At 46.9% G+C, this 22110-nt stretch carries 22 protein-coding genes and 1 riboswitch; of the genes, 7 read left to right on the top strand and 15 right to left on the bottom strand.

All coding sequences use genetic code 11. The features are described 5' to 3' along the window. Positions 1-287: 287 nt before the first annotated feature. The 11 genes from KB186_RS20950 to KB186_RS21000 form a co-directional block, all read right to left on the bottom strand. Positions 288-983: an MgtC/SapB family protein gene (locus KB186_RS20950; RefSeq protein WP_173610291.1), complete on the bottom strand. Its 696-nt coding sequence runs from the start codon at positions 981-983 to the stop codon at positions 288-290. 155 nt (positions 984-1138) lie between these two features. Further along, the gene (locus KB186_RS20955) at positions 1139-2494 is read right to left on the bottom strand and encodes an MATE family efflux transporter (RefSeq protein WP_232774296.1); all 1356 of its coding nucleotides are present in this window, start codon (positions 2492-2494) and stop codon (positions 1139-1141) included. 135 nt (positions 2495-2629) lie between these two features. Then, positions 2630-4114: a lytic polysaccharide monooxygenase gene (locus KB186_RS20960; protein WP_232774297.1), complete on the bottom strand. Its 1485-nt coding sequence runs from the start codon at positions 4112-4114 to the stop codon at positions 2630-2632. A 238-nt stretch (positions 4115-4352) separates the two neighbouring features. After that, positions 4353-6062, bottom strand: a complete 1710-nt coding sequence (locus tag KB186_RS20965; RefSeq protein ID WP_232774298.1) for an adenine deaminase — start codon at positions 6060-6062, stop codon at positions 4353-4355. Between the two features lie 18 nt (positions 6063-6080). Continuing rightward, the gene (locus tag KB186_RS20970; protein ID WP_232774299.1) at positions 6081-7142 is read right to left on the bottom strand and encodes an ABC transporter ATP-binding protein; all 1062 of its coding nucleotides are present in this window, start codon (positions 7140-7142) and stop codon (positions 6081-6083) included. Between the two features lie 15 nt (positions 7143-7157). Next, entirely contained in the window at positions 7158-7946 is a 789-nt protein-coding gene (locus KB186_RS20975; protein WP_232774300.1) for an ABC transporter permease, read from the bottom strand. 5 nt (positions 7947-7951) lie between these two features. Then, positions 7952-8773: an ABC transporter permease gene (locus KB186_RS20980; RefSeq protein ID WP_007724617.1), complete on the bottom strand. Its 822-nt coding sequence runs from the start codon at positions 8771-8773 to the stop codon at positions 7952-7954. 26 nt (positions 8774-8799) lie between these two features. Beyond that, a complete protein-coding gene (locus KB186_RS20985; protein ID WP_232774301.1) occupies positions 8800-9729 on the bottom strand; it encodes a nucleoside hydrolase in 930 nt (309 codons plus the stop codon). Positions 9730-9918: 189 nt separating this feature from the next. Continuing rightward, complete coding sequence (locus KB186_RS20990) at positions 9919-10992, bottom strand: ABC transporter substrate-binding protein (RefSeq protein WP_173610284.1); 1074 nt, start codon at positions 10990-10992, stop codon at positions 9919-9921. A gap of 196 nt (positions 10993-11188) precedes the next feature. Further along, on the bottom strand, positions 11189-11545 hold the full coding sequence (locus tag KB186_RS20995) for a Na-translocating system protein MpsC family protein (protein WP_173610495.1): 357 nt from the start codon (positions 11543-11545) through the stop codon (positions 11189-11191). A gap of 326 nt (positions 11546-11871) precedes the next feature. Further along, complete coding sequence (locus tag KB186_RS21000) at positions 11872-12378, bottom strand: hypothetical protein (protein WP_232774302.1); 507 nt, start codon at positions 12376-12378, stop codon at positions 11872-11874. A gap of 294 nt (positions 12379-12672) precedes the next feature. After that, positions 12673-12775: riboswitch (SAM riboswitch) on the top strand. Positions 12776-12877: 102 nt separating this feature from the next. Between KB186_RS21000 and KB186_RS21005 the strand changes: the two genes are divergently transcribed. The 7 genes from KB186_RS21005 to KB186_RS21035 all read left to right on the top strand — a co-directional run bounded on the left by KB186_RS21005 (position 12878) and on the right by KB186_RS21035 (position 18216). Continuing rightward, the gene (locus KB186_RS21005) at positions 12878-13708 is read left to right on the top strand and encodes a MetQ/NlpA family ABC transporter substrate-binding protein (protein WP_221867273.1); all 831 of its coding nucleotides are present in this window, start codon (positions 12878-12880) and stop codon (positions 13706-13708) included. A 42-nt stretch (positions 13709-13750) separates the two neighbouring features. Next, positions 13751-14788, top strand: a complete 1038-nt coding sequence (locus KB186_RS21010) for a methionine ABC transporter ATP-binding protein (protein WP_232774303.1) — start codon at positions 13751-13753, stop codon at positions 14786-14788. After that, the gene (locus KB186_RS21015) at positions 14788-15450 is read left to right on the top strand and encodes a methionine ABC transporter permease (protein ID WP_173610280.1); all 663 of its coding nucleotides are present in this window, start codon (positions 14788-14790) and stop codon (positions 15448-15450) included. Before KB186_RS21010 ends, KB186_RS21015 begins: the two co-directional genes overlap by 1 nt. A gap of 149 nt (positions 15451-15599) precedes the next feature. Then, positions 15600-16034 (top strand): hypothetical protein, encoded by a 435-nt coding sequence (locus tag KB186_RS21020; RefSeq protein ID WP_047070069.1) that lies wholly within the window; start codon positions 15600-15602, stop codon positions 16032-16034. Next, positions 16022-16315 carry a YxcD family protein gene (locus KB186_RS21025; RefSeq protein ID WP_173610279.1) on the top strand — a complete coding sequence of 98 codons (294 nt, stop codon included), beginning with the start codon at positions 16022-16024 and terminating at the stop codon, positions 16313-16315. The genes KB186_RS21020 and KB186_RS21025 overlap by 13 nt, the downstream gene beginning before the upstream one ends. Before the next feature lie 176 nt (positions 16316-16491). Next, on the top strand, positions 16492-17355 hold the full coding sequence (locus KB186_RS21030) for an ABC transporter ATP-binding protein (protein ID WP_173610278.1): 864 nt from the start codon (positions 16492-16494) through the stop codon (positions 17353-17355). Positions 17356-17559: 204 nt separating this feature from the next. Continuing rightward, positions 17560-18216: a DJ-1/PfpI family protein gene (locus tag KB186_RS21035; RefSeq protein ID WP_173610277.1), complete on the top strand. Its 657-nt coding sequence runs from the start codon at positions 17560-17562 to the stop codon at positions 18214-18216. Positions 18217-18305: 89 nt separating this feature from the next. On the opposite strand, the gene KB186_RS21040 is transcribed toward KB186_RS21035, so the two are convergent. From KB186_RS21040 to KB186_RS21055, 4 genes are all read right to left on the bottom strand, one after another. Then, positions 18306-19295: a siderophore ABC transporter substrate-binding protein gene (locus KB186_RS21040; RefSeq protein WP_304502553.1), complete on the bottom strand. Its 990-nt coding sequence runs from the start codon at positions 19293-19295 to the stop codon at positions 18306-18308. A gap of 104 nt (positions 19296-19399) precedes the next feature. Then, complete coding sequence (locus KB186_RS21045) at positions 19400-20158, bottom strand: iron ABC transporter ATP-binding protein (protein WP_173610276.1); 759 nt, start codon at positions 20156-20158, stop codon at positions 19400-19402. Further along, positions 20155-21096: an iron chelate uptake ABC transporter family permease subunit gene (locus KB186_RS21050; protein WP_016739568.1), complete on the bottom strand. Its 942-nt coding sequence runs from the start codon at positions 21094-21096 to the stop codon at positions 20155-20157. Before KB186_RS21050 ends, KB186_RS21045 begins: the two co-directional genes overlap by 4 nt. Continuing rightward, positions 21093-22046 carry an ABC transporter permease gene (locus KB186_RS21055; RefSeq protein ID WP_173610275.1) on the bottom strand — a complete coding sequence of 318 codons (954 nt, stop codon included), beginning with the start codon at positions 22044-22046 and terminating at the stop codon, positions 21093-21095. The genes KB186_RS21050 and KB186_RS21055 overlap by 4 nt, the downstream gene beginning before the upstream one ends. Positions 22047-22110: the final 64 nt, after the last annotated feature.

Below are 22110 nucleotides of genomic sequence, written 5' to 3' on the forward strand. Positions count from 1 at the left end.
AAAAGCTACGTAGAAGAAGCGCATTTCCAGTCCAAGCGCCTCTGGAGCCCGACCCAGCTTAGGAAAAAATGGCGGGGAATTTCAGCTTCACTTATGGAATCCTTCTTCGAACCATCTACGTTTGAAGCGCTCCCGCCATTTTTTCCTAAGCGGACAGTCTTCACCCCTTGTGGGGCGGAGGCCGAAGCGTAGACTGGAAATGCGCTTCTTCCTTCACGACAGCCACTTGAAAATGAAATAAAAAAGACGAAAGCTATATCATAGCCCCCGTCTTCTAGTATTCCATATTATCTGCTTTCTACTTCTACCGACATGACATGATCGACAGCCTTCAACAAGCTGTAAATATCCGTCGTATACGTATTTTCCGACGCTGTAATCATCATTTCCAGCTTTTGCAGATTATTGTCCAAGTCTTTGACCTTCACCCGCTTCACTTGCAGTTCGAGGTGCTTAATCTGCTTGAACACCAAATCCAAATCGCCCCCACCTTCGACCACAATCTTGATCGACAAATCTCTTTGTCTGAGTGATTCTGGACCAACCAAGCGAAGAATGACTGGGAACAAATTAATCGCCAAAATAATGAGGATCGTCGCGGTCACTGCCTCAAAATAAAATCCTGCACCTACTGCAATCCCAAGTCCAGAAGCCGCCCAGACCATCGATGCTGTGGTCAAACCTGATATGACATCATTACTCCGGCGTAGAATAACACCAGCCCCAAGGAAACCTACACCGCTCACAATTTGAGCAGCCAAGCGCAGCGGGTCCATATTCGTGTGTCCGGGCAAGGAGAACCGATGCACGGATTCAATCGAGACAATCGTAATGAGACAACTCGCAACCGAAATAACCATGCTGGTTTTTACACCCAGCGGCTTGTGCTTGAGCTGCCGATCCATACCAATCATCAAGCCTAGAAATAGTGCAACTCCTAGTTTTAGCAAAAAATCATACGTTGTGAATACCGAGAGTGACATGAGTCTCTCCCCCCCTCTGCTTTGATGTCAGGTTATCTTCCATCATCTATGATAAGAAGTATATCTGGTCTTTCACCTAGTGTAAACGAGGCTTTCATTCTTCATGCAAAAAGCGGAAAACCCCCACATCAGGGATTTTCCGCTTATCTGTTTCCTTATGAATGGCTGCGAATCATGCGTTTCTGTAACGACAGCAGACGTCCAAAAAGGAAGATGGCACCGGCAGCCAATCCCGTAATCAGACCAATCCAATATCCGAATGCGGCAAGCGAAGTGAATTTCGCCAGAATGTATCCCAAAGGCAAGCCAATCACCCAATAAGATATCAGCGCAACAATAAAGGTAACGGTCACATCCTTGTACCCGCGCAGTACCCCTTGAATAGGTGCTGCGACGGCATCAGAGATCAGGAAGAGGATCGAGTACATCAAGAAATGCTGGGCAAGCTCCAACACCTCGATGTCGGTCGTGTAAAAACCAGCCACCTGCTTGCTAAACATCAGCAAGCTGATTCCGAACAAAAGGGCAATACCAAGAGCGATACCTATACCCAAATAACTGTACTGCTTCGCGTCCCGGAACCTTTTGGCTCCCACCTCAAAGCCGACGACAATCGTCAACGCCATGGATATGCTCAACGGAACCATGTACAGGAATGATGCGAAGTTCATCGCTGCCTGATGCGCAGCAATCGTAATCGTGCTGTATTCACTCATGAACAAAGTGACGGCCGCAAAAATGCTAACCTCGCAAAAGATCGAAAATCCGATAGGAAGCCCCAGCTTCAGCAGCTCTTTCCATGCCTTCATCGAGATCCGATGAAATTTGGAGAACAAACCGAACTCAATGAATGGGTGCACGCGATTCACGACAAACAAAGTAATCAGCAAAATACACCAGTATGTGATGCCAGATGCAAGCCCGGCACCGATTCCACCCAGTCGAGGCAAACCAAAGTTACCAAAGATAAGAGCGTAGTTCAACAAGACATTAATCGGCAACGAAAGCAGGGTAATGAACATTGTTACCCGTGTCTGTCCTAATGCGTCGATAAAGCAACGGAGCACCGTATAAAGAAACATCGGAACAATTCCAATAGCGATTGCATGCAGGAAGCCGCGAGCAATCGTACGCACCTCAGGCTCCAATTGCATCCAGTTCAGGATCGGATCAAGCACCAAACCACCGACGATGATGACACCGACCGCAATCCCTACACTCAAATACAAAGCTTGCATAACCGTGTAAGACACCTGATCTTGTTTCCCTGCCCCAACCATCTGTGCAACCATCGGCATGACAGCCATCAGAATCCCCGTCAAGCCTGCTTGAACAGGTGTCCATAAACTAGCCCCAATCGCTACCCCTGCCAAATCTGTCGGACTTGCATGTCCAGACATGATGGTATCGGCGAAGGTCATCGAAAACAGCGCAAGTTGTGAGATCAAGATCGGAAGCAAAACAGCCAAAAACTGTCGCCATTTTTCTTTTAGCGAATAGGTTTCATTCATTTTTCATTTCCTTCTAACTTATAAGATGGGCTTATCTTTCAAATTATAAGTATAGCAAAACAAGCAGGAATCAGCAAAATACTGGCTGCACTTTGACGAACAAAAGCCCAGGCAGATCACCCGGGCTTTGCTCCATTATTCAACAAGCTTCCATACATCGGCTTTCCCTGGCTCTTCGCCCTTGGTCCACCATTTTGCCTCATAAACCTTGTCTTCGTAGTTCACTTGCGCTCCGCCATCATACGCTTTGCCGGAATCCCACGACAGTGCGACATCGCTTACCAGCTTCCACGCATCGGAACGGTCTGGCTGTTCACCAGTTACCCACCATTTTGCTACGAATTCCAGTCCATCATACAAGACGCGGTCGCCCTGTACATACACAGCAGAGGAATCCCACTCAGCGATTTCACCCGGTACTTCAGGCTTTTTATCCTTTGTGCTTGCAGCAAAAGGTGCGCTCTCTTCGGAAATATTTCCTGCTGCATCAACTGCCTTGATCGTATACGTATAAGATGTTCCTGCCGTTAATCCTTTATCGACAAAGGAAGGCTTATCAACTGTTCCTACATGGGAGCCATCACGGTAAATCTCGTATTTCACCACACCCACATTGTCTCGAGAAGGGCTCCACATGAGGTCGATTTCTGACTCTGTTGGATGGTGAGTCATGATACCTGCTGGTGCCGTCGGTGCTTCTGTATCCACGATATCTTCTGCTTTTGTGCGAACGGTCGGTGCTTTGCTAGCCTCAGACTCTTTCCCTTTGCCATCAACAGCCACAACGGTGTAGCTGTAAGCCGTAGCAGGCGTCAAATCTTTGTCCGTGTAAGCTGTTTCTTTCGTAGATGCGATGAATTTGCCATCGCGATACACATCGTATTGCTTGATTCCCTCAGATGCCACGGATTTTGTCCAGCTAAGGTCAATGCTTGTAGCTGTTTGCGATACGGAAGTCACATTGCCTGGAACGGTAGGCTTTTCTACGATACCTGTTCCCGTGTTAATCAAATTCACGTCAATTGCCTGGTAGAAAGCCATGCCCGTATCAGCAATTTCCCAAACAGCCAAAATAATGTGGTAACCGCTACGATCTGTCGGTACATTGCACGATTGTGTTACCGTGAATGGCGGTCTTTTCCCTCCGTCCTGAAACGAGCAGAACAGTTCCAAATCCGCTCGGGCAAGCGGCTTGTTAGGATTCCAATCTTTTTTCGTGATGTAATATTTCCACTCCGCTGTACTATGCGGGGCTGTCAAATTCCAAGTAAACGCATTTTGTCCACCCTGCAAGGTAACCTTTGTCCAGCGATCTGCTGTTTGTGTGTAAAGCTCAGGATAGCGGCCTGCACCGGTAAATTCACCATCGGCGGGACCAGATTGCGGGAACCCCCCAATCCCCTCCACACTTTGCGGTTCCCACTGGATTTGACCGCAGCCTGTGTTTTGCCCCGTCTTACACAAGTAAGAACGACTCGCTGGGGATTCGATGTACCCGTGAGCCGAAACTTTCTCAGCGAACACGAGCGTAGCTGCGCCTGCTACCAGCATCATTGCCAGCATGAACAAAAGCGACAGCCCTTTACTGAACAGTTTGTTTCTCAACCCTACGTTATCCATTTATTTATCTCCTCTTTTCTGGATTAGGATCGAATTCCATGTTACAGAAATTTTTTCCAGTATTACAGATTCTGAATACCTAAACCAAAACCTACCAAATACCCGAATTCCAGTCAGAAAATAGGGAGATGAATCAGGAGTGTATGCCTATGCATGAAAATTTATATGCTTCTTTCGGGACTTTTTGATCAAAAAAAAATTGCCTGCCGAAAATAATATTCTCAGCAGACAACTTTTATCACATCAAGAGCAACGGAACTATTTTCCCGTCATTTACATCGATCAACCCCAGATCCGTCAGCTTCAAGGCTGGACTGACCGGTAAGGAATGCGTGCTGATCGACATGATCGGGTTGTAATGATTGTAACCGAGCGACTCCATGGCACGGCGAAGTTGCTCGACTTCCTTTGCAGTCTTTTCCAATGGTTCCTCTGTCAAAATGCCTCCGACCGGCAAATGAAGGCTCGCGATCACCTTGCCGTCCTCTACCACGTAAAAGCCGCCCTGATTACGGATGACTTCATTGGCTGCGACCATCATATCGTGCGGGTTGTGTCCGACAACCAAGAGATTGTGGTTGTCATGCGAATAGCTGGTGGCTACCGCACCTCGCTTGATCGTATCGCCGCTAATCAAGCCGTAACCGCGATTCCCGTTTATGCCATAACGTTCAAAGACGGCGATCAAGCCGTACGGACTCTCCTCCCACAAGAGTTGCCCTTCCCGTACCTCAGCGATTCCACGGTGATCCTCTGTGAAAGTAGAACCGTTTTGAACGAGCATGACCCGACATGGATAGCGATTATCCGGCACATCTACCGTGACGCGGAAGTCTTTCTCTGTCAGTGGCGATAGCTTGATGCTCTCATAAAAATGCGCAGGAAACTGCTTTTCTTTAACTACTTGTCGGTACTCTTCCTTGGCGTCGTAAGCCTTCTTCCCCTTTTTGTAGACGCGTTCGATCTTGAATTCATGCAGATCAGACAGCAACAGGAAATCCGCTATTTTCCCGGGAGCAACCGCCCCTCTATCTGTCATGTTCATACGTCTGGCTGGGGTAAATGTACTTGCGTAGATCGCACGCTCTGGCTTCATGCCCATTTGAATGGCTTTTTTCACGATATGGTTCAAATGTCCACGATTGACCAAGGAATCGGTCATCACATCATCCGTCACAAAGCAAAAATGCTCGGAAACATCCTCTTTGATCAAATAGTCCATGACTTCATCCGTCATCGATTTTTCTTGAATCTCCAGAAACATGCCCGCTGCGATTCTCGCTTCCATGCCCTCACGCGTCTGGTGCGTATGATCAGAGTCCACTCCCGCATAAATGACGCGATGCAGGTCCAAATCAAGCAATTTCGGAACATGTCCCTCGATGACGAGCTTTGGATACGTCTTGCGGATATGCTCCAGGATGCGATTCGTCTTGCAGTCAGGGTCCTTGATGATGTCTACGTAGTTCATGATTTCGCCGAGGCAAATGATCTCTTCGGATCGCAATAGCTCGTCCATATCTGCAATCTCGACAGACCCACCCGTCGTTTCCATTGAGGTAGCTGGTACGGAGCTCGGGATCGCGTACAGCATATCAACGACACAATCACGGCTCGCGCGAATCATCTCTTTGATCCCTTCGATTCCGAACACATTGGCCATCTCATGCGGCTCCGGTACGATCGTCGTCACTCCGTTTTGAATCAGGCCAAAGGAAAACGTCTCCGGTGTCACCATCGTGCTCTCAATATGCAAGTGTATATCGACCAGACCTGGAATCATGTAGCGGCCTTGTCCATCCACGATCTCGGCAGCTTCAAATGTTTCCGTACTCCGCTCACCGATATAGAAGAATCGTTCATCCAAAACAGCGACGTTTCCTTTGATGAACTTTTTAAAATAGCTGTTAAATACTTGGACGTCTTGAATCAACAAATCGACCTTCACGAAAATAACCTCCTGTCTTTAGTCCACGAGTACCACTTTGTCTTTTGGAAACAGCAGATTGACGTTTAGGCCAGTCTTGTACGGCGTCTCCATCTCTTGATTGACCGTGAAGTCGCCCAGCTCTGTTTCCACGACATATTGATAGCTGCGTCCCAAAAACGTGCTTACCTTTACCGTCCCGCGCAAACGGTTCATTCCCGACTCGGTGCTCTCTTCTGTCGTGACGAGAAGGTCATCTGGTCGCATTGCGCATTTTTTGCCGGATGGATTCGCCGTGCCCGGATTTTTGGACGCGGTAAAATGATGATCACCGACACGCAGGCCGATTTCTCCGTTCTGCTCGGTGCGCTCCGCGAAGTCGATGAAGTTGGTAAAACCAATAAAGCGAGCGATAAACTCAGTCTTTGGATATTTGAAAATGGTGGCTGGATCGTCGAGCTGTTCGATCACACCCTTGTTCATGATCGCCACCTGGTCAGAAATGGAGAAGCACTCCTCCTGGTCATGCGATACGTACACAGTCGTAATTCCCAGCTCCTGCTGAATACGACGGATTTCTACGCGCATGTTGATCCGCAGGTTGGCATCGAGGTTACTAAGCGGCTCATCGAACAGCAGCAGGTCAGGCTGAATCACCAGTGCTCGCGCAATCGCCACGCGCTGTCTTTGACCACCGGATAGCTCCTTCGGGAAACGCTTTTCGTAGCCGCCGAGACTCACGACTTCGAGAATTTGCTGCACCCTGGTCTTTACCTCTGTTTCATTGACCTTGCGCAGGCGCAAACCGAACGCCACGTTATCGAAAACAGAAAGGTGCGGAAACAGCGCATAGCTCTGGAACACAAACCCGAAGTTGCGTTTGTTTACCGGAACGCGCGTATAATCTTTTCCTTCAAACATGAATCGTCCATCTTTTGCTTCCAGAAAACCCGCAATCAAACGCAGCGTCGTCGTCTTTCCGCAACCGCTCGGACCAAGCAAAGAGATGAGCTGTCCTTTTTCGATATTGAGATTGAAGTTTTGCAATATATATTGATTGTCATAGGCAACCGATACGTTTTCCAGCGTGAGCAATGCCATGAGTTGATGCCTCCGTTATCGTTTTGTAAAGTAGGAAAGCCCCATCAGACGTTCAATGATGAACATGAGAATAGCCGTAAAAATCATGAGCAGCACGGAAATCGCGGCGATCGTCGGATCGAAGTTGTTTTCTACGTACGTCAGCATCTGGATCGGCAGCGTGCTTACCCCTGGTCCCGTCATGAAAACAGAGATATCTACGTTGTTGAACGACTCCAGAAAAGCGATCAGAATCGCAGCAATAATCCCGGAGCGAATATTCGGCAAGACGACTTTGAAAAAGGTTTCGAGACGACCTGCCCCAAGGCTTAACGCCGCTTCTTCAATAGCGAAGTCAAAGTTGGACAAGGAAGATGCAATGACGCGAATGATAAACGGAAGCATCAGCACCGTATGACCGACGAGAAGTCCCGCATAGATCGGCAAATGGTATACGACAATGACGTATTTCAGCATGGCAAAACCCATCACGATACCCGGAATCAGGACAGGTGAGATGAAAATGCCATTCAAAATGCCCTTGCCGCGAAAATCAAAGCGACTGAGTGCATAAGCTGCCGGAATCCCCAACAAGAGCGCCAAGAGATTTCCCAGCAAAGAAACGAACATCGACGTCTTGAACGTCGTCATGAACATCTCTACCTCAAAAATGTTTTCGTACCACCGCCAGGAAAAACCCTCCGGCGGAAACTTCAAGACGCTCCCCGGCTCAAACGACGTAAAAGAAATGATAATGAGTGGCCCTAGCAAAAACAGAAAGACGAGAGAGGTAAACAGGGCCAACCCGCGATTTTTCTCCTGCATAGCTTCTACCCCTTCGGATTTAATTTCGTCGCCAGCTTGTTCATGAAATAGATGACGACAAATGTTATGACAATCATGATCGTGGCAATGACAGATGCCAAATGCCAGTCATTGAGCGTAATCGCATTTTGATACAGAAACGTGGAGATGACCCGCTGTTTTCCACCCAGCAAGGCAGGCGTGGTGTAGGCGGTCAGGCTTCCGACAAACACGAGAATGCTACCGATGATGAGTCCTGGCACACTAAGTGGCACAATGACCTTCCAGAAGGCCGTCAACTTGGAAGCACCCAAGCTTTCCGCCGCCTTCAGCAAATCTGGGTCGATATTTTCCATCACCCCTACCAGCGTAATAATGATCAGCGGCAGGAACAGATGAATCAAACCAATCATCATCGCAGTCGGCGTATACAATATTTCCAACGGCTTATCGATGAGCCCGATGGCAAGCAGCGAGCTGTTCAATAAGCCCTTTTTTCCGAGAATAATCATCCAAGAGAACGACCGCACGACAGAGCTGGTCAGCAAAGGAAAAATCGCCAATGCCAGCAGGATGCCTTTTTTGCGTGGGCCAAGCTTGGAAATGTAGTACGCGGCAGGAAAACCGATCAGAACACACGCAATCGTCGTGACCAGACTGACCTGCAACGTTGTCAGCATAATTTTCAGGAAGTACGCGTCGGTAAGAAATTGGAGATAGCCTTGGATCGTAAAGCTACCATCCTGATAAAAGGTGGACGCAATCGTCATCACGATCGGAATGACCATGAACAGCGTCAAAAACAGCACACCCGGCAACAGCAATAAATAAAGACCCGTTTTTCTCATCTGATTAACTCCTGTTCACGGTATCGTCAGGCTTTCAATGCGCCGAGAAAACGCGCAAAGAACGCATCTGCATCTACGTCCAGACAGACGTTTATGTTCGGTTCTTTTTTCAGGCGGTTTTGAAAGTCGCAAACCGTTTGCCCATCACACAGCTCACTTCTCGTTTCGATATCTACATATAACTTCTGCGTCTTCACCAGCTTCGGATCGAGTGCGACTGCGACAGCCAATGGATCATGCATGGCGCACGCATAAATGCCATTTCGTTGAAAATAACGATGGAGGTAATCAGACGTACTCTGTCTCACGTACTCGCCCATCGGTGTATCTCCCAGCTCACGAATGTGCTCCTCGTTCAGCAGCACTCTTCGCGTCACATCCAGTCCAACCATCGTCAATTGCGGGAATCCGGCATGAAATACGACCTTCGCTGCCTCTGGATCGACGTACATGTTGTACTCCGCAACTGGCGTCACATTGCCATGCTCGCGGACAACCCCACCCATGAAAATGACTTCCTTGACGTGTTGAACAAGCTCCGGGCATTTTTTCACCGCCAAAGCCAAATTGGTCAGCGGCCCCGTCATGATGAGCGTAATCTCGCCGGATTGAGCAAGTACGTTTTCCACGATGAAATCAGGGCCAAAGCCAGCTGTCGGTTCCTTGTAAATCGGAACTCCGGCAAGGGCTCCTCCCAAACCATCCTCACCATGTACGGCATGCTCGAAAAACAACGGTCGCAGCAGCGGTTCAGATGCTCCACAGACAACAGGGATTTGCTCGCCGACTTGCAAGAAATCGAGAATTTTGCACGTGTTTTCTGTTGCTTTTCGCAACGACACGTTGCCATTCACCGTAGTAATGCCAACCAGATCGAATTGCCCGCTCTTCACAGCGAGAATAATGCCAAGCGCATCATCAATGCCCGTATCCACGTCAAGAATGATCTTTTGCACGAGTGGTCCTCCTCACGTTCATTCCTCATAAGAAAACTTCTATCGAAGCCAATTCAACGTGGAGCGACCGCATTTTAGCGGAATGTTTACATGCGCTCCGGAATTTATTTTATAAATTCCTATACGTTGAAAAACGAGGGTATATCCGAAAATTGTCTATACCCTCGCCCTTTGTTTTTCTATCGTTCGTTATTGCGTGATTTCACGATTCCAACGGTCAATCCATGCTTTGGAGTGCTCGTTCACGAATTTCATATCCAGCATTTTCAGCTTGCTTACGGTTGCTTCCCCGTACGTTACGCCTTTTGCTTCTTCTTCTGTCAGTTGAACCGTTTTGTTTACAGGAGAATCGATTTTTGCCTTTGCTGTTTTCTCCTGAACTTCCTTGCTCAGCTGGTAGTTGATGAAGTCTTCTGCGAGTGCTTTGTTTTTCGAGCCTTTTACGATGTTAACCGTATTCATGACTGCATATCCGCCGCTTGCAGGTTGTACGAAAACAGCTTCTGGAACAGCGGCTTTGATGTCTTTGAAGTACATTTCCATAATAGGTCCTACGCCGATTTCTTCTTGTCCAAACATGTTCACGTATTCGGAAGTCTTATCGTAGAACTTCACGACACTTTTGTTGACTTCTTTCATTTTCGCGAAGGCTTGATCCTCGTTGAATTCCTTGCTGCCCGCGACCGCAGAAGCACTGTCGAGAACCATCGGGCCTGTCGTGGAAGTAATGCTTGGCAGTGTCAGCTTGCCTGTCAGCTCAGGGTTCCACAGATCTTTCCAATCTTTGATTTCGGTTTTTACGAGCTTTGGATTGTAGGCAATCCCGAATTGGCCAATCGTGTAAGCTGGACCGTATTCCTCGCCCAGTGGTGCTTTGGCGATGTCGTAGATTTGATCCAGGTTCGGGATTCGGCTGCGGTCGATTTTTTCAAATGCGCCACTCTCAATCCCTTGCTGTGCATAGTAGTCAGAGAGGTAGATCAAGTCTACATCGGAGCTTCCTTGGCGAATTTTGTTCAGACGCTCTGCGTTGTTCCCGATTTCCAGCACGATTTTCACGTTATGTTCTTTTTCAAACGGCTCATATACTTCTTTGCGGAAAAAGTCTTCGGAGAAGCCCCATGTGGAGATAACCAGCTTTTGTGGCTCGCCCTTGGCTTCGCCGCCAGCTCCTCCCGCTTGTGGTTGATCATTGCTGCCACAGCCAGCGAGAGCCAGTGACATCATAGAGAAAGACAGGATTCCAGCAAGTAATTTTTTCATCGTAATTCTCCTCCAGTTGGGTTCAATTGATGACAAAATATGGTGATACAATAAAAAGAAAAGTACCCTTGATTAGAACGTATCATTCTAAACAAGAGCACTTTTCTTCGTAAACAAAGAGAAGTGACACCCGTTTTACGCAAAGTCTACGGTCTCCCCTTAAGATAGATCAAAAGAGAAAATCCGAACGATTGCGTCAGGTATTCAGTTCTGATTCAGCTAAAATAACATTCGTGATCGCCCACTGCGTAGGCGCATCATAGTCCCTCAGCACGGCTTCCAACGGCAACCCCATCTCTTCTTCCAGTCGTTCTCTCAGTTTCTTCTTATAAAGAAGGGACATGCGAAAATCGACTTCGAGCTTGAGGGCCGGCGCTTCTCCTTCCAACGCTTGTGAGCGCGGAGAGCGACGATGCTTGGCTTGGAACGTAATCATCTGGTTTTCAATCGTGACTCGGAGCAAAGTCGTTCCAAATCCGAACAACTCTTTTGCTATCTCATTATAGATGGCAGACAGCTTTTTTCTGGTTTCATTGGAGTCCACGAGAGTCATGTCATCACCTGCGATAGCTGGCATAGAGTTCATTCGCTCTCATTATACAAATGATTTCCCGATTCTTCAATAGAATATTCGTATTTAGATCAATTTCATATAATTGCGTGAATTGATCTACCGGGATTTACCGGACAGGGGACTATGCGATACCTTCTGCCCCTCCCCCCTTTCAGGGTGGGCAGTTCTCTCGTGGTCTGTCAGAAAATTAAATTTCAGATTTTTCTATCCCCACTTGGAGGCGAGTACAACGCCAAAAAAAACATCTCGATTCACCATAAACAGTGAACCGAGATGTTTTTTCGTTTTTGGTATTTTGTTATGTGTTACAGCTCATTCTGGTGTTGTGCTATTTTAACTGCAACTTTACCTTCCATGTTCTCATCTGACGAAAGCGAAACTGTATGCGAACCAGTTCCCCAAGGCGAGCTACTTATTTCAAATTTTTGATTACCATAAGGTGGTACTCTAAAGAACATTTTCTGACTACCGGATGAATCAGTAACGGACACTTTGATCTCGTAGGTTCCACTATTATATACCCACACTTTAACCCAACCATAGCCCTCTGGAATATTAAAATTTTTGGAATCCGTTTTGGCATTCTTAATTGGAACGTCGTCAATCGGTCTTTCAGATCCCATAGGTTCCAATAACTTCATAAAAGATTTTGCGGAAGTATCCGGATATTTAACCTGATTAACCTTAACGTGACTCTCCGGATATTTTTCTTTTACAACTGCATCATGTGATGATGCCATAGCACTAGATCCAATAGATAGACTGCTAAGTAAAAGAGCTGCTGCAATTGTACCTTTAACAGATCTTTTCATAATAATCCTCCATCACTAGTAATTTGGAATTATCTTCCTATTAAGTATATTACATGGCAATAAATGGAAAATCAATAATTAATATGGAAAATATTCAAAAAATGACAGACTCTCATCCCGCCCGATTGGTGGTTGTACAGGAGTAATGCGAAAGGAAGGTAGAATCACCACATTTTTCGCAAATATCACATTCATTTGAAAAAAACTTTGACATCCACGTTGGTGCAAGATATAATCCAACTATTCGAATAAGGATTAGCGATTTTATCTTTCGTTAAAATTTCATAGCACATTCTCTTATGAAGAGAGGTTGAGGGACTGGCCCTATGACACCTCGGCAACCTATCGCAAACGATATGGTGCCAAATCCAGCGGAATTTATTCCGACAGATAAGAGAGGTATTGTTGCAGTGTGTTTACATACTCGCAGTTTTCGCCTCTTCTGTCGGAAGAGGCTTTTTTCGTTTCCATCTTACATCCAGAGAAAAGGGGTATTTTCATGAAAAAGACTGGTCTACTGCTCACTACACTGCTGCTCGCTGCATCGCTCGTAACGGCTTGCGGTGGTAAACAAGAAGCTGCGCCTGCTAACGGTGGCACTGCTGCTGAACAAACCTCACTCAAGGTCGGCGTCACTGGCGGCCCGCACGAAGAGATTCTCAACAAAGTAAAAGAAGTCGCCAAAGGCAAAGGACTCGACGTCGAAGTCGTCGTTTTCAACGATTACGTACAGCCGAACCAAGCTCTCGATAAAGGAAATCTCGATGTAAACAGCTTCCAAACCATTCCGTTCTTGGCGAAGTTCAATCAGGATCACAAAACAAAGATCGTCGAGGTCGGAAAAACCGTGACGTATCCAATGGGTCTTTACTCCACCAAGCATAAAAAAGTCGAGGATATCCCGGCAGGCGGTGTTGTCGGCATTCAAAACGACCCGACCAACCGAGCACGCGCATTGCTGCTCTATCAGGCAGCTGGCTTGATTAAGCTCAAGGATGGCGTGGGTGACAACGCAACACCATTGGACATCGTGGAAAATCCGAAAAATTTGCAATTCAAAGAGCTGGAGGCTGCTTTCCTGGCACGCTCGCTGAATAACGTAGAGGTTGCTTCGATTAATACGAATTTCGCAATGGAAGCTGGCTACTCTCCGAAAAAAGACGCGATCTTCGCTGAGAAGGCTGACTCTCCGTACGTGAACATCTTGGCAGTCAACGAAACCAACAAAGACAACCCTGCCGTCAAAAAGCTGGTGGACATCTACCGCTCGGAAGAAGTGAAAAAATTCATCGACGAGCGTTTTGAAGGAGCTGTACTGCCGTCCTGGTAAGATCGACGCCAGGAACATCAAGAACAACAAGGAGAACTCGTTATGATACAGCTAACCGATATTCATAAGTCGTATCAAGTAGGAAACAAGCAGGTAAAAGCATTGAAGGGCGTATCCCTGCAGGTGGAAAAAGGGCAAATCTACGGGGTGATCGGCTTTAGCGGAGCGGGGAAAAGCACCCTGCTCCGTACCATCAACCTGTTGGAGAAGCCAACTAGCGGTTCTGTGATCGTCAATGGCCAGAACATGCTGACCCTCAAGGAAAAAGAGCTGCGGCAAGCTCGCAAAAAGATCGGGATTATTTTTCAACACTTCAACCTGCTCTCTTCCTATAATGTCTTTGACAATGTGGCGGAAATCTTGCGGATGAATCGCGTCCCCAAAGATGTCATTAAGCGCAAGGTAGAAGACCTTCTCGGCTTGGTTGGCTTGTCTGATAAAGCAAATGCTTATCCTTCTCAGCTATCCGGTGGACAAAAGCAACGGGTGGGCATCGCTCGTGCGCTTGCGACTGATCCGGAAATCCTGCTCTGCGACGAAGCGACTTCCGCTCTCGACCCGCAGACGACCGAATCGATTCTCGAGCTGTTGCTCGACATCAATCGAAAGTTTAACCTGACTATCGTGCTGATTACACATGAAATGCAGGTCATCAAAAAAATCTGCGACCAGGTAGCTATCATAGAAAACGGTGTCGTCATCGAGCAAGGCTCTGTTCTGGATGTGTTCAGCAATCCGCAAGAGCAAACGACCCGCAATTTTATCAAAACGGTTTTTGACGATCAGGTACCACAGGAGATTTTGTCCAAGATAAAAGAAACCGGACCCGTTTCCAAAATTGTTCGCGTTGCCTTTCGCGGAGATGCCGCTCTCGATCCAGTTCTAGGCACCTTGTCCGCACACTTTCCGATTAGCACCAATCTGTTGTACGGCTCGATTACGACCATTAAGGGAACGGCGCTCGGCATTTTGCTATTGCACATTTCTGGTGAAGACCAGCCCATTCAAGACGGCATTCGCTTCTTGCGGGAATCCGTCTACCGCGTAGATATTGTGTCACCAGAGGAGGTGCGGAGCTAATGGAGCGTCTGATTGAAATGATTCCGGTATTCGGGCAATCCCTGCAAGAGACTGTCATCATGGTCGGGTTTTCGTTGTTCATTGCGACATTGATCGGGATTCCGCTCGGGATTTTGTTGGTCATCACACAGGCGAATCACCTTTTCCCGAACAAGATCATCTATCACACCCTGAATACGCTCATCAACATTGTGCGTTCACTGCCTTTTATTATTCTTATGGTTGCGATCATTCCTTTTACGGAGTTGATCGTGGGCACCTCGATTGGGATTGAGGGAGCCATTGTGCCGCTCATCGTCTATACGACACCTTACATCTCACGCCTGATGGAAACGGCCCTGCATGACGTAGATCGCGGCGTGATCGAAGCGTACCAAGCGATGGGCGCATCCCGGACGCAGATTATTTTTCGCATCATGCTGCGTGAAGCACGACCTGGCATCGTCCTCTGCCTGACGATTGCGACCATCGGTTTGATCGGTGCCACTGCTATGGCGGGCGCAGTCGGTGCCGGTGGATTGGGCGATCTCGCCTTGCGCTACGGCTACCAGCAATGGGACATCGAAGTCATGATCATTACCGTCATTATCCTTGTCGTCTTGGTCCAGCTCATTCAATCGTTGGGTAACTGGGCAGCCCGAAAACTGAAAAAGAGCGCGTAAATCGAAGAACCCCTGACGAGATCGCTTGTCAGGGGCTTTTTTGTAGGTATTTAGACTGATCGTCACTGAAAGTTCGTTGGTATTTCGCTCGATATTCATGTAGACTTATATATACAAGTCATTTTAATGAGAGGGGCTACTCAAATAACATGAAAAAACTCATCATGATGTTGGTTGCCGTAATGCTCGTACTCGCTCCGGCCGGAGGATTCATTGATCATGCCGATGCGAAAGGTTATAAGTCCGGGAAAAAATCTTTTAACTCTAACACGGCTCCTACCAATACACAAACAACCAACAAAGCCGATTCAAATGTAAACGCAACAACCAATAAAGGTACTACAACAACTCCTGCTGCTACCGCAAGCAAAAGCGGCGGGTTCATGAAAGGTCTCCTGATTGGCGGTCTGGCTGGTTTGCTGTTTGGAAGCTTGTTCGCTGATATGGGTATTCTCGGCTCCATCCTTGGCTTCATGATCAACCTGATGGCGATCCTCGCTGTGATTATCCTGATCCGCAAAGCGTTCGTCTACTTCAAAACCAAGCGCGCGAAAGAACAGGAACTGAACGCATGGAAAAGATAACTTTTTCTGAACAAGATATCATTAATGCAATCTGCATTCATGCAGCTAACAAAAAGCAGTTGAAGCCACAAGACATCTCCGTCGAGCTGATGTGGGACGAGGAGTATGGCTTCTCTGCTGAAATACACTGGATGGATCGCCAACAAATCTTGGTCGAGATTAATATGATTGAAGCGATTCGCTACTACCTGGAGACCCAGATGCAGCGGAACCCTTATTCCGCCGGTATCGAGCTGGTATTGGACGACGAAGAAGGTATTATCGCTCATATCACCTACTAAAGCTTGACCATCGTAAGTTAACCCAAGGCCAATTTGTTCACACATGTGAGCAGGTTGGCTTTTTCATATTGAATTTGGCTTCATTCCGTTATATACTTTACCTTAGTGAAAATGATTATCATTGTCTACGTTTATTCATACATGTACATACTTTCCTAAAAAGGAGTTGGCCCATTGTGGAGCGCTTATACACGCAAAAGCTGGACATCGGATACGGTGAGCTTTCCATTGTCAAAGACTTGAACATCAGCATTCCTTCTGGAAAAATCACCGCCCTGGTCGGTGCAAACGGTTCTGGTAAATCGACGATCCTCAAAACTCTCGCCCGGATTATGAAGCCAACCGGCGGACAAGTATTTTTGGACGGAAAGTCGATCCATCAGCAATCGACCAAGGAAGTCGCCAAGCAACTTGCGATTTTGCCGCAAAACCCAACCGCACCCGATGGCTTGACCGTGTCTGAGCTCGTTACCTATGGCCGCTTCCCTCATCAAAAAGGCTTCGGTTCTTTGACCAAGGAAGACAAGGAAATCGTAAACTGGGCTATTTCCATGACCGGCATGGCAGATTTCCATGATCGTCCGGTTGACCAGCTATCCGGCGGTCAGCGTCAGCGCGCCTGGATTGCGATGGCCCTGGCGCAAGGAACGGACATCCTGTTCCTGGATGAGCCTACAACTTTCCTGGATATGGCTCATCAGCTGGAGGTTCTCAAGCTCCTGCAAAAGCTGAATGACGAAGAAAATCGTACGATCGTCATGGTCGTCCATGATTTGAACCACGCAACCCGTTATGCACAGCACATGGTTGCCATCTCTCGCGGTACCGTCGTCGCTGAGGGAAGCCCTGCTGAAGTCATGACGCCTGAGATGCTGCGTAAGGTATTTAACATCGAAGCAGACATCCTGACTGACCCTCGCACGGGTGTGCCGCTCTGCCTCCCATATGAGCTATGTCATGCTGTGGATCTAAAGCAACCTAACGAAAACACTACCCAACCTGTTTACACGCAAGAGCGCAAGCTGGTTGGAGCCAGATAACGGTTAGATTCCGCTAGCAAAAAGCCGGTTTTCACCACGTTTTACGGTGTAACCGGCTTTTTGCTATACCAACCGTTTATCTCTCCTCGTTACGTGGCTTAGAAAACCTTGCAGTTAGTCACAACTCAGACATACATATACCCCCTATATGTATGATAGTATTTGTTTGCAAGAAAAATATCCCATTTCAAAGGAGAGATCAGCATGAAGGTTGCCATCTTGCTTTTCGACGGCATCACCGCATTAGATGCAATTGGTCCATACGATGTATTCGCTGCTACGTTGAAATGTGAAGTAAAATTTGTCGCTAAGAAAAAAGGGTTAATCAAACTTGATTCCAATATGGGCTATTTACATGCCGATTACAGTTTTTCAGAAGTTACTTCCGCTGATATTCTTGTTGTTCCCGGTTGCAGTCCGCCCAATTATAAAACCCCTATGAATGACGAAGAAACTCTACAGTGGATTCGCCACATACATGAGACGACGAAATGGACTACGTCTGTTTGCAACGGCTCTCTGATTTTGAGTGCCGCAGGCTTGTTACATGGAGCCGTAGCCACTACTCATTGGGGGTCCTTCGAACTGCTCCAATCTCTTGGTACCATTCCAACAGAGGAGAGAGTCGTTCGTCAGGGCAAAATCGTTACAGCAGCCGGCGTTTCCTCTGGTATCGACATGGCACTCCAATTGGTTGCATGGGAATTGGGAGAGGATATGGGCAAAGGAGTCCAGTTGATTTTGGAATACGATCCCCAGCCACCGTTTGACTCGGGTTCACCAAAGAAGGCACCTGCTTTATTGGTTGAACAAATAAGAGGGATGTTACAAGAGTTTGCCAAGCGGGAGCCCCGAGTATAAATGAATCAGCACGTTCTAAAAAATGAAAAGGCGACAGCCCAGGGAATGCCTTACTCCCATGGGCTGCCGCCACTTTCTTTTCTAGCCTCTTACCATTTAACTTCTTTCAGAACTTCTTCTGCCATGCCAGCGGTGGATACCAATCCGCCACCAGACAAGTACCAGTTGCTAGAATCCAAGTAAATGATGTTGCCAGTTTTGAATGCTTTCGTGTTCTTAATCAGGTCGTTTTCTACCGTTTGCTGTGTAGAAGTAGACACTTCTTTATTCTTGGAAATCGCGTTTCCACGATCAATTACGAACAGGTAGTCTGGATCTTTTTCTGCGATATATTCAAAGGAAACGCTTTGGCCATGATTTTCTACAGAAATGTTTTTGTCTACAGGCGTAAATCCGAATTCACCGTGCAGGATACCAAAACGGGAACCGGCGCCGTAAGCGTTCAGCTTGCCTTCGTTAACCATCACGATCAGAGCAGTCTTGCCGCTTGCCGTTGCTTTTGCATTCAATTCTTTGATTGATGCATCGATTTTGCCCAGCTCTTCTTCTACTTGTGTTTCTTTACCGAAGATAGTACCCAATGTTTTCATGTTCTCTTTGAAAGATTCCATGTACTTCGCATTGTCTACACCCATGAAGATGGTTGGAGCAATTTTGTTCAGCTCTTCGTAAGCATCTTGTTGACGACCGGAAATGAAGATCACATCCGGTTTCATTGCATTGATTTTTTCAAAGTCTGGCTCTTTCAAACCGCCAACGTTTGTGTATTTCGCGTCTTTGAACTTTTCCAGGTACGCAGGAATGTTGGTAGACTGTGCAACACCTGCTACTTCGATACCCAATTTGTCCAAGGAATCCAGAACACCGAAGTCAAATGCTACAACTGTTTTTGGATTCTTTTTCAGTTTTGCTTCACCCAATTTATGCTTGATCGTAACTTCCTCGGATGTTTGTACAGCTTCCGGTGCTTTGGTTGCGTCCCCCGCAGTTGTTGCAGGAGCAGCGTTATTGGAGCCGCATGCAGCTGTGAATACAGCCAACAGTACTGCCATAAACAGCATGAGTAATTTTTTGTTCACTTCTCTCACCTCTATATAGAATGTAAAAGTATATAAAATTATTGATAGCTTGCTGATGAAACCCCCGGCAGGCCATCAAAATTTTAACGATAGGAAGATAGAGCTTACGCGAAATAAACGCATATTTTGTTCTGTTCAATGTCTTCAATATGGATATCCATGTCATAGACATCTTTCAAGATAGGTTGGGTGATGATTTCGTCTGTAGTGCCTTCCTTTACGACCTTGCCATCCTTGAGAGCGACGATATAATCCGAATAGACGGAAGCAAAGTTGATATCGTGAATGACAATGACAACCGTTTTGCCCCTTTCGTCTACCAAACGTCGCAGCACTTTCATGATCTGGACAGAATGCTTCATATCCAAATTGTTGAGTGGCTCATCCAAGAGGACGTATTCCGTATTTTGAGCAACAACCATTGCGATGTAAGCGCGTTGACGCTGACCGCCACTCAACTGGTCGAGGTACTTGTGTTGAATATCCGTAAGCTCCAAATACTGGATAGCCTCATCTACATACTTCCAATCCTCTTTTGTCAAATTGCCTTGTGAATACGGGAAGCGACCAAAGCTGACCAGCTCACGAATCGTCAACCGCACCGTAATGTGGTTCGATTGCTTGAGAATCGAGATTTTCTTTGCCAGCTCACTGCTCTTTGTCTGCCCAATCTCCCGACCCTCAATGAAAACCTCACCTTGATCCTTGGTCAACAGGCGACTAATCATCGACAGCAACGTACTCTTTCCGGCCCCATTGGGTCCGATGAAGGACGTGATTTTCCCCTTGGCAATTTTCACAGAGACATCTTCCACGACATATTTGCTACCATATAGTTTTGAGACATTCCGGACTTCGATCACGCTTTATTCTCCTTTAACAGAAGATAGATGAAGTAAACTCCACCAATAAAGTTGACAATGACACTAAGCGTCGTGGAGAACGCAAGTACACGCTCCACGATCAACAAACCGCCAACCAGTGCAATCACACTGATTAAAGCCGAGCCCACCAGCAAGTATTTATGCTGATAGGTTTTCATAAACTGATGGGCGAGATTCGCTACCAGCAGTCCGAGGAAGGTAATCGGTCCAACGAGCGCTGTCGCGATTGATACGAGAATGGCAATGACGACGAGGAACCGTTTGATGACAAAATCGTACGGAATCCCCAAATTAATCGCCTGATCCCGACCGAGTGATAACACATCCAAGTACTTGATGTATCGCCAGAAGTAAATCATGATACCGATGACCAGAACAAAGCTCGTGATCAACAGGTCTGTTTTTACATTGTTGAAGCTGGCGAACATTCGGTCTTGCACAACCAGAAACTCATTCGGATCAATCAACACTTGCATGAACGTGGACAAACTGCTAAACAATGTGCCCAAGATCAATCCGATAAGGAGCAGGAAATAAATGTTTTGCCCTTCCCTCTTAAACAGGAATTTGTAGAGCAAGCCTGCGAAAAGCACCATCCCACCTGTCGAGATCAGAAAGTTGACGTTGTTGTTCATCAAGGTGAAATGGGTGGAGCCAAAAACAAAGATCACAAATGTTTGGATGAACATATAGAGCGAATCGAGGCCGATGATGCTAGGCGTCAAGATTCGGTTGTTCGTGATTGTCTGGAAGATCATCGTAGAAAAGGCGATGATGCAACCGGTTAAAATGATGGCAAGAATTTTCTTAGCCCGCCGAGGAAGGACGTAATCCCAGTTGCCACCGGCGTCAATCATCATAAAAATGGCTATCAAAGCAATCGCCACTATCGACAGGGCAGCTATCTTCGCTTTCATTGTTCATATGCCTTTCTTCTCATGAGTAAGTACACGAATATCCCGCTGCCAATGACCCCAACCATCATGCCGATGGAAATCTCGTATGGGAAGATGATGAGGCGTCCCAGGATATCACAAGCAAGTACAAACACCGCGCCAAGCAAAGCGGTATGAGATAAGCTTTTTTTCAGGTTATCTCCCAGGTAGATCGTAACCAGGTTGGGAATGATCAGCCCCAAAAACGGGATTGTCCCTACTGTGAGAATAACTACCGAGGTCACACAAGCGACAATGACCAGTCCAATGTTGACGACATGCTTGTAGTTCAACCCGAGGTTGATGGCGAACTCTTCACCCATTCCGGCAATGGTAAACTTGTTCGCATACAAGTAAGCGATAATCACCAGCGGAATGCTTATGTACAAAAGCTCATAGCTGCCTTTCATAATGGTGGAGAAATCTCCATGCAACCAAGCAGACATGTTTTGCATCAGGTCATGCTTATAAGCGAAAAACGTCGTGATGGACCCGACGATGTTTCCAAACATCAGTCCCACTAACGGGATGAAAATGGAGTCTTTAAATTTGATTCTTTCGAGAATCTTCATAAAGACAAAGGTTCCAAAGAGAGCAAATGCAAAAGCAACGAGTAGCTTCACCCAGGAGCTCGCATCGGCGAATACCAAGAGTGAAACCAATATTCCGAATCGAACGGAGTCCTCTGTCCCTGCTGTCGTCGGAGAAACGAACTTGTTTCGGGTTAGCTGTTGCATGATCAATCCGGCGATACTCATGCTGACCCCTGCGATGATAATACTGATCACACGCGGAATCCTGCTAATCCATAGCACTTGCACTTTGTCATCTGTGAGATTGAACAGATCCCACGGAGATATATCTTTCACGCCAATAAAAAGTGAAACGAACGATAGCAAAATCAGTGCTACAACCAAATATCTCTTTTTCATCGCGTCCCTACTCTTCTTACTTTTTCATGGAGTAATGTCCCGTATTGACTCGAATATTTACCAA

This window comes from Brevibacillus sp. AF8 (assembly GCF_021270385.1).
Classification (GTDB): domain Bacteria; phylum Bacillota; class Bacilli; order Brevibacillales; family Brevibacillaceae; genus Brevibacillus.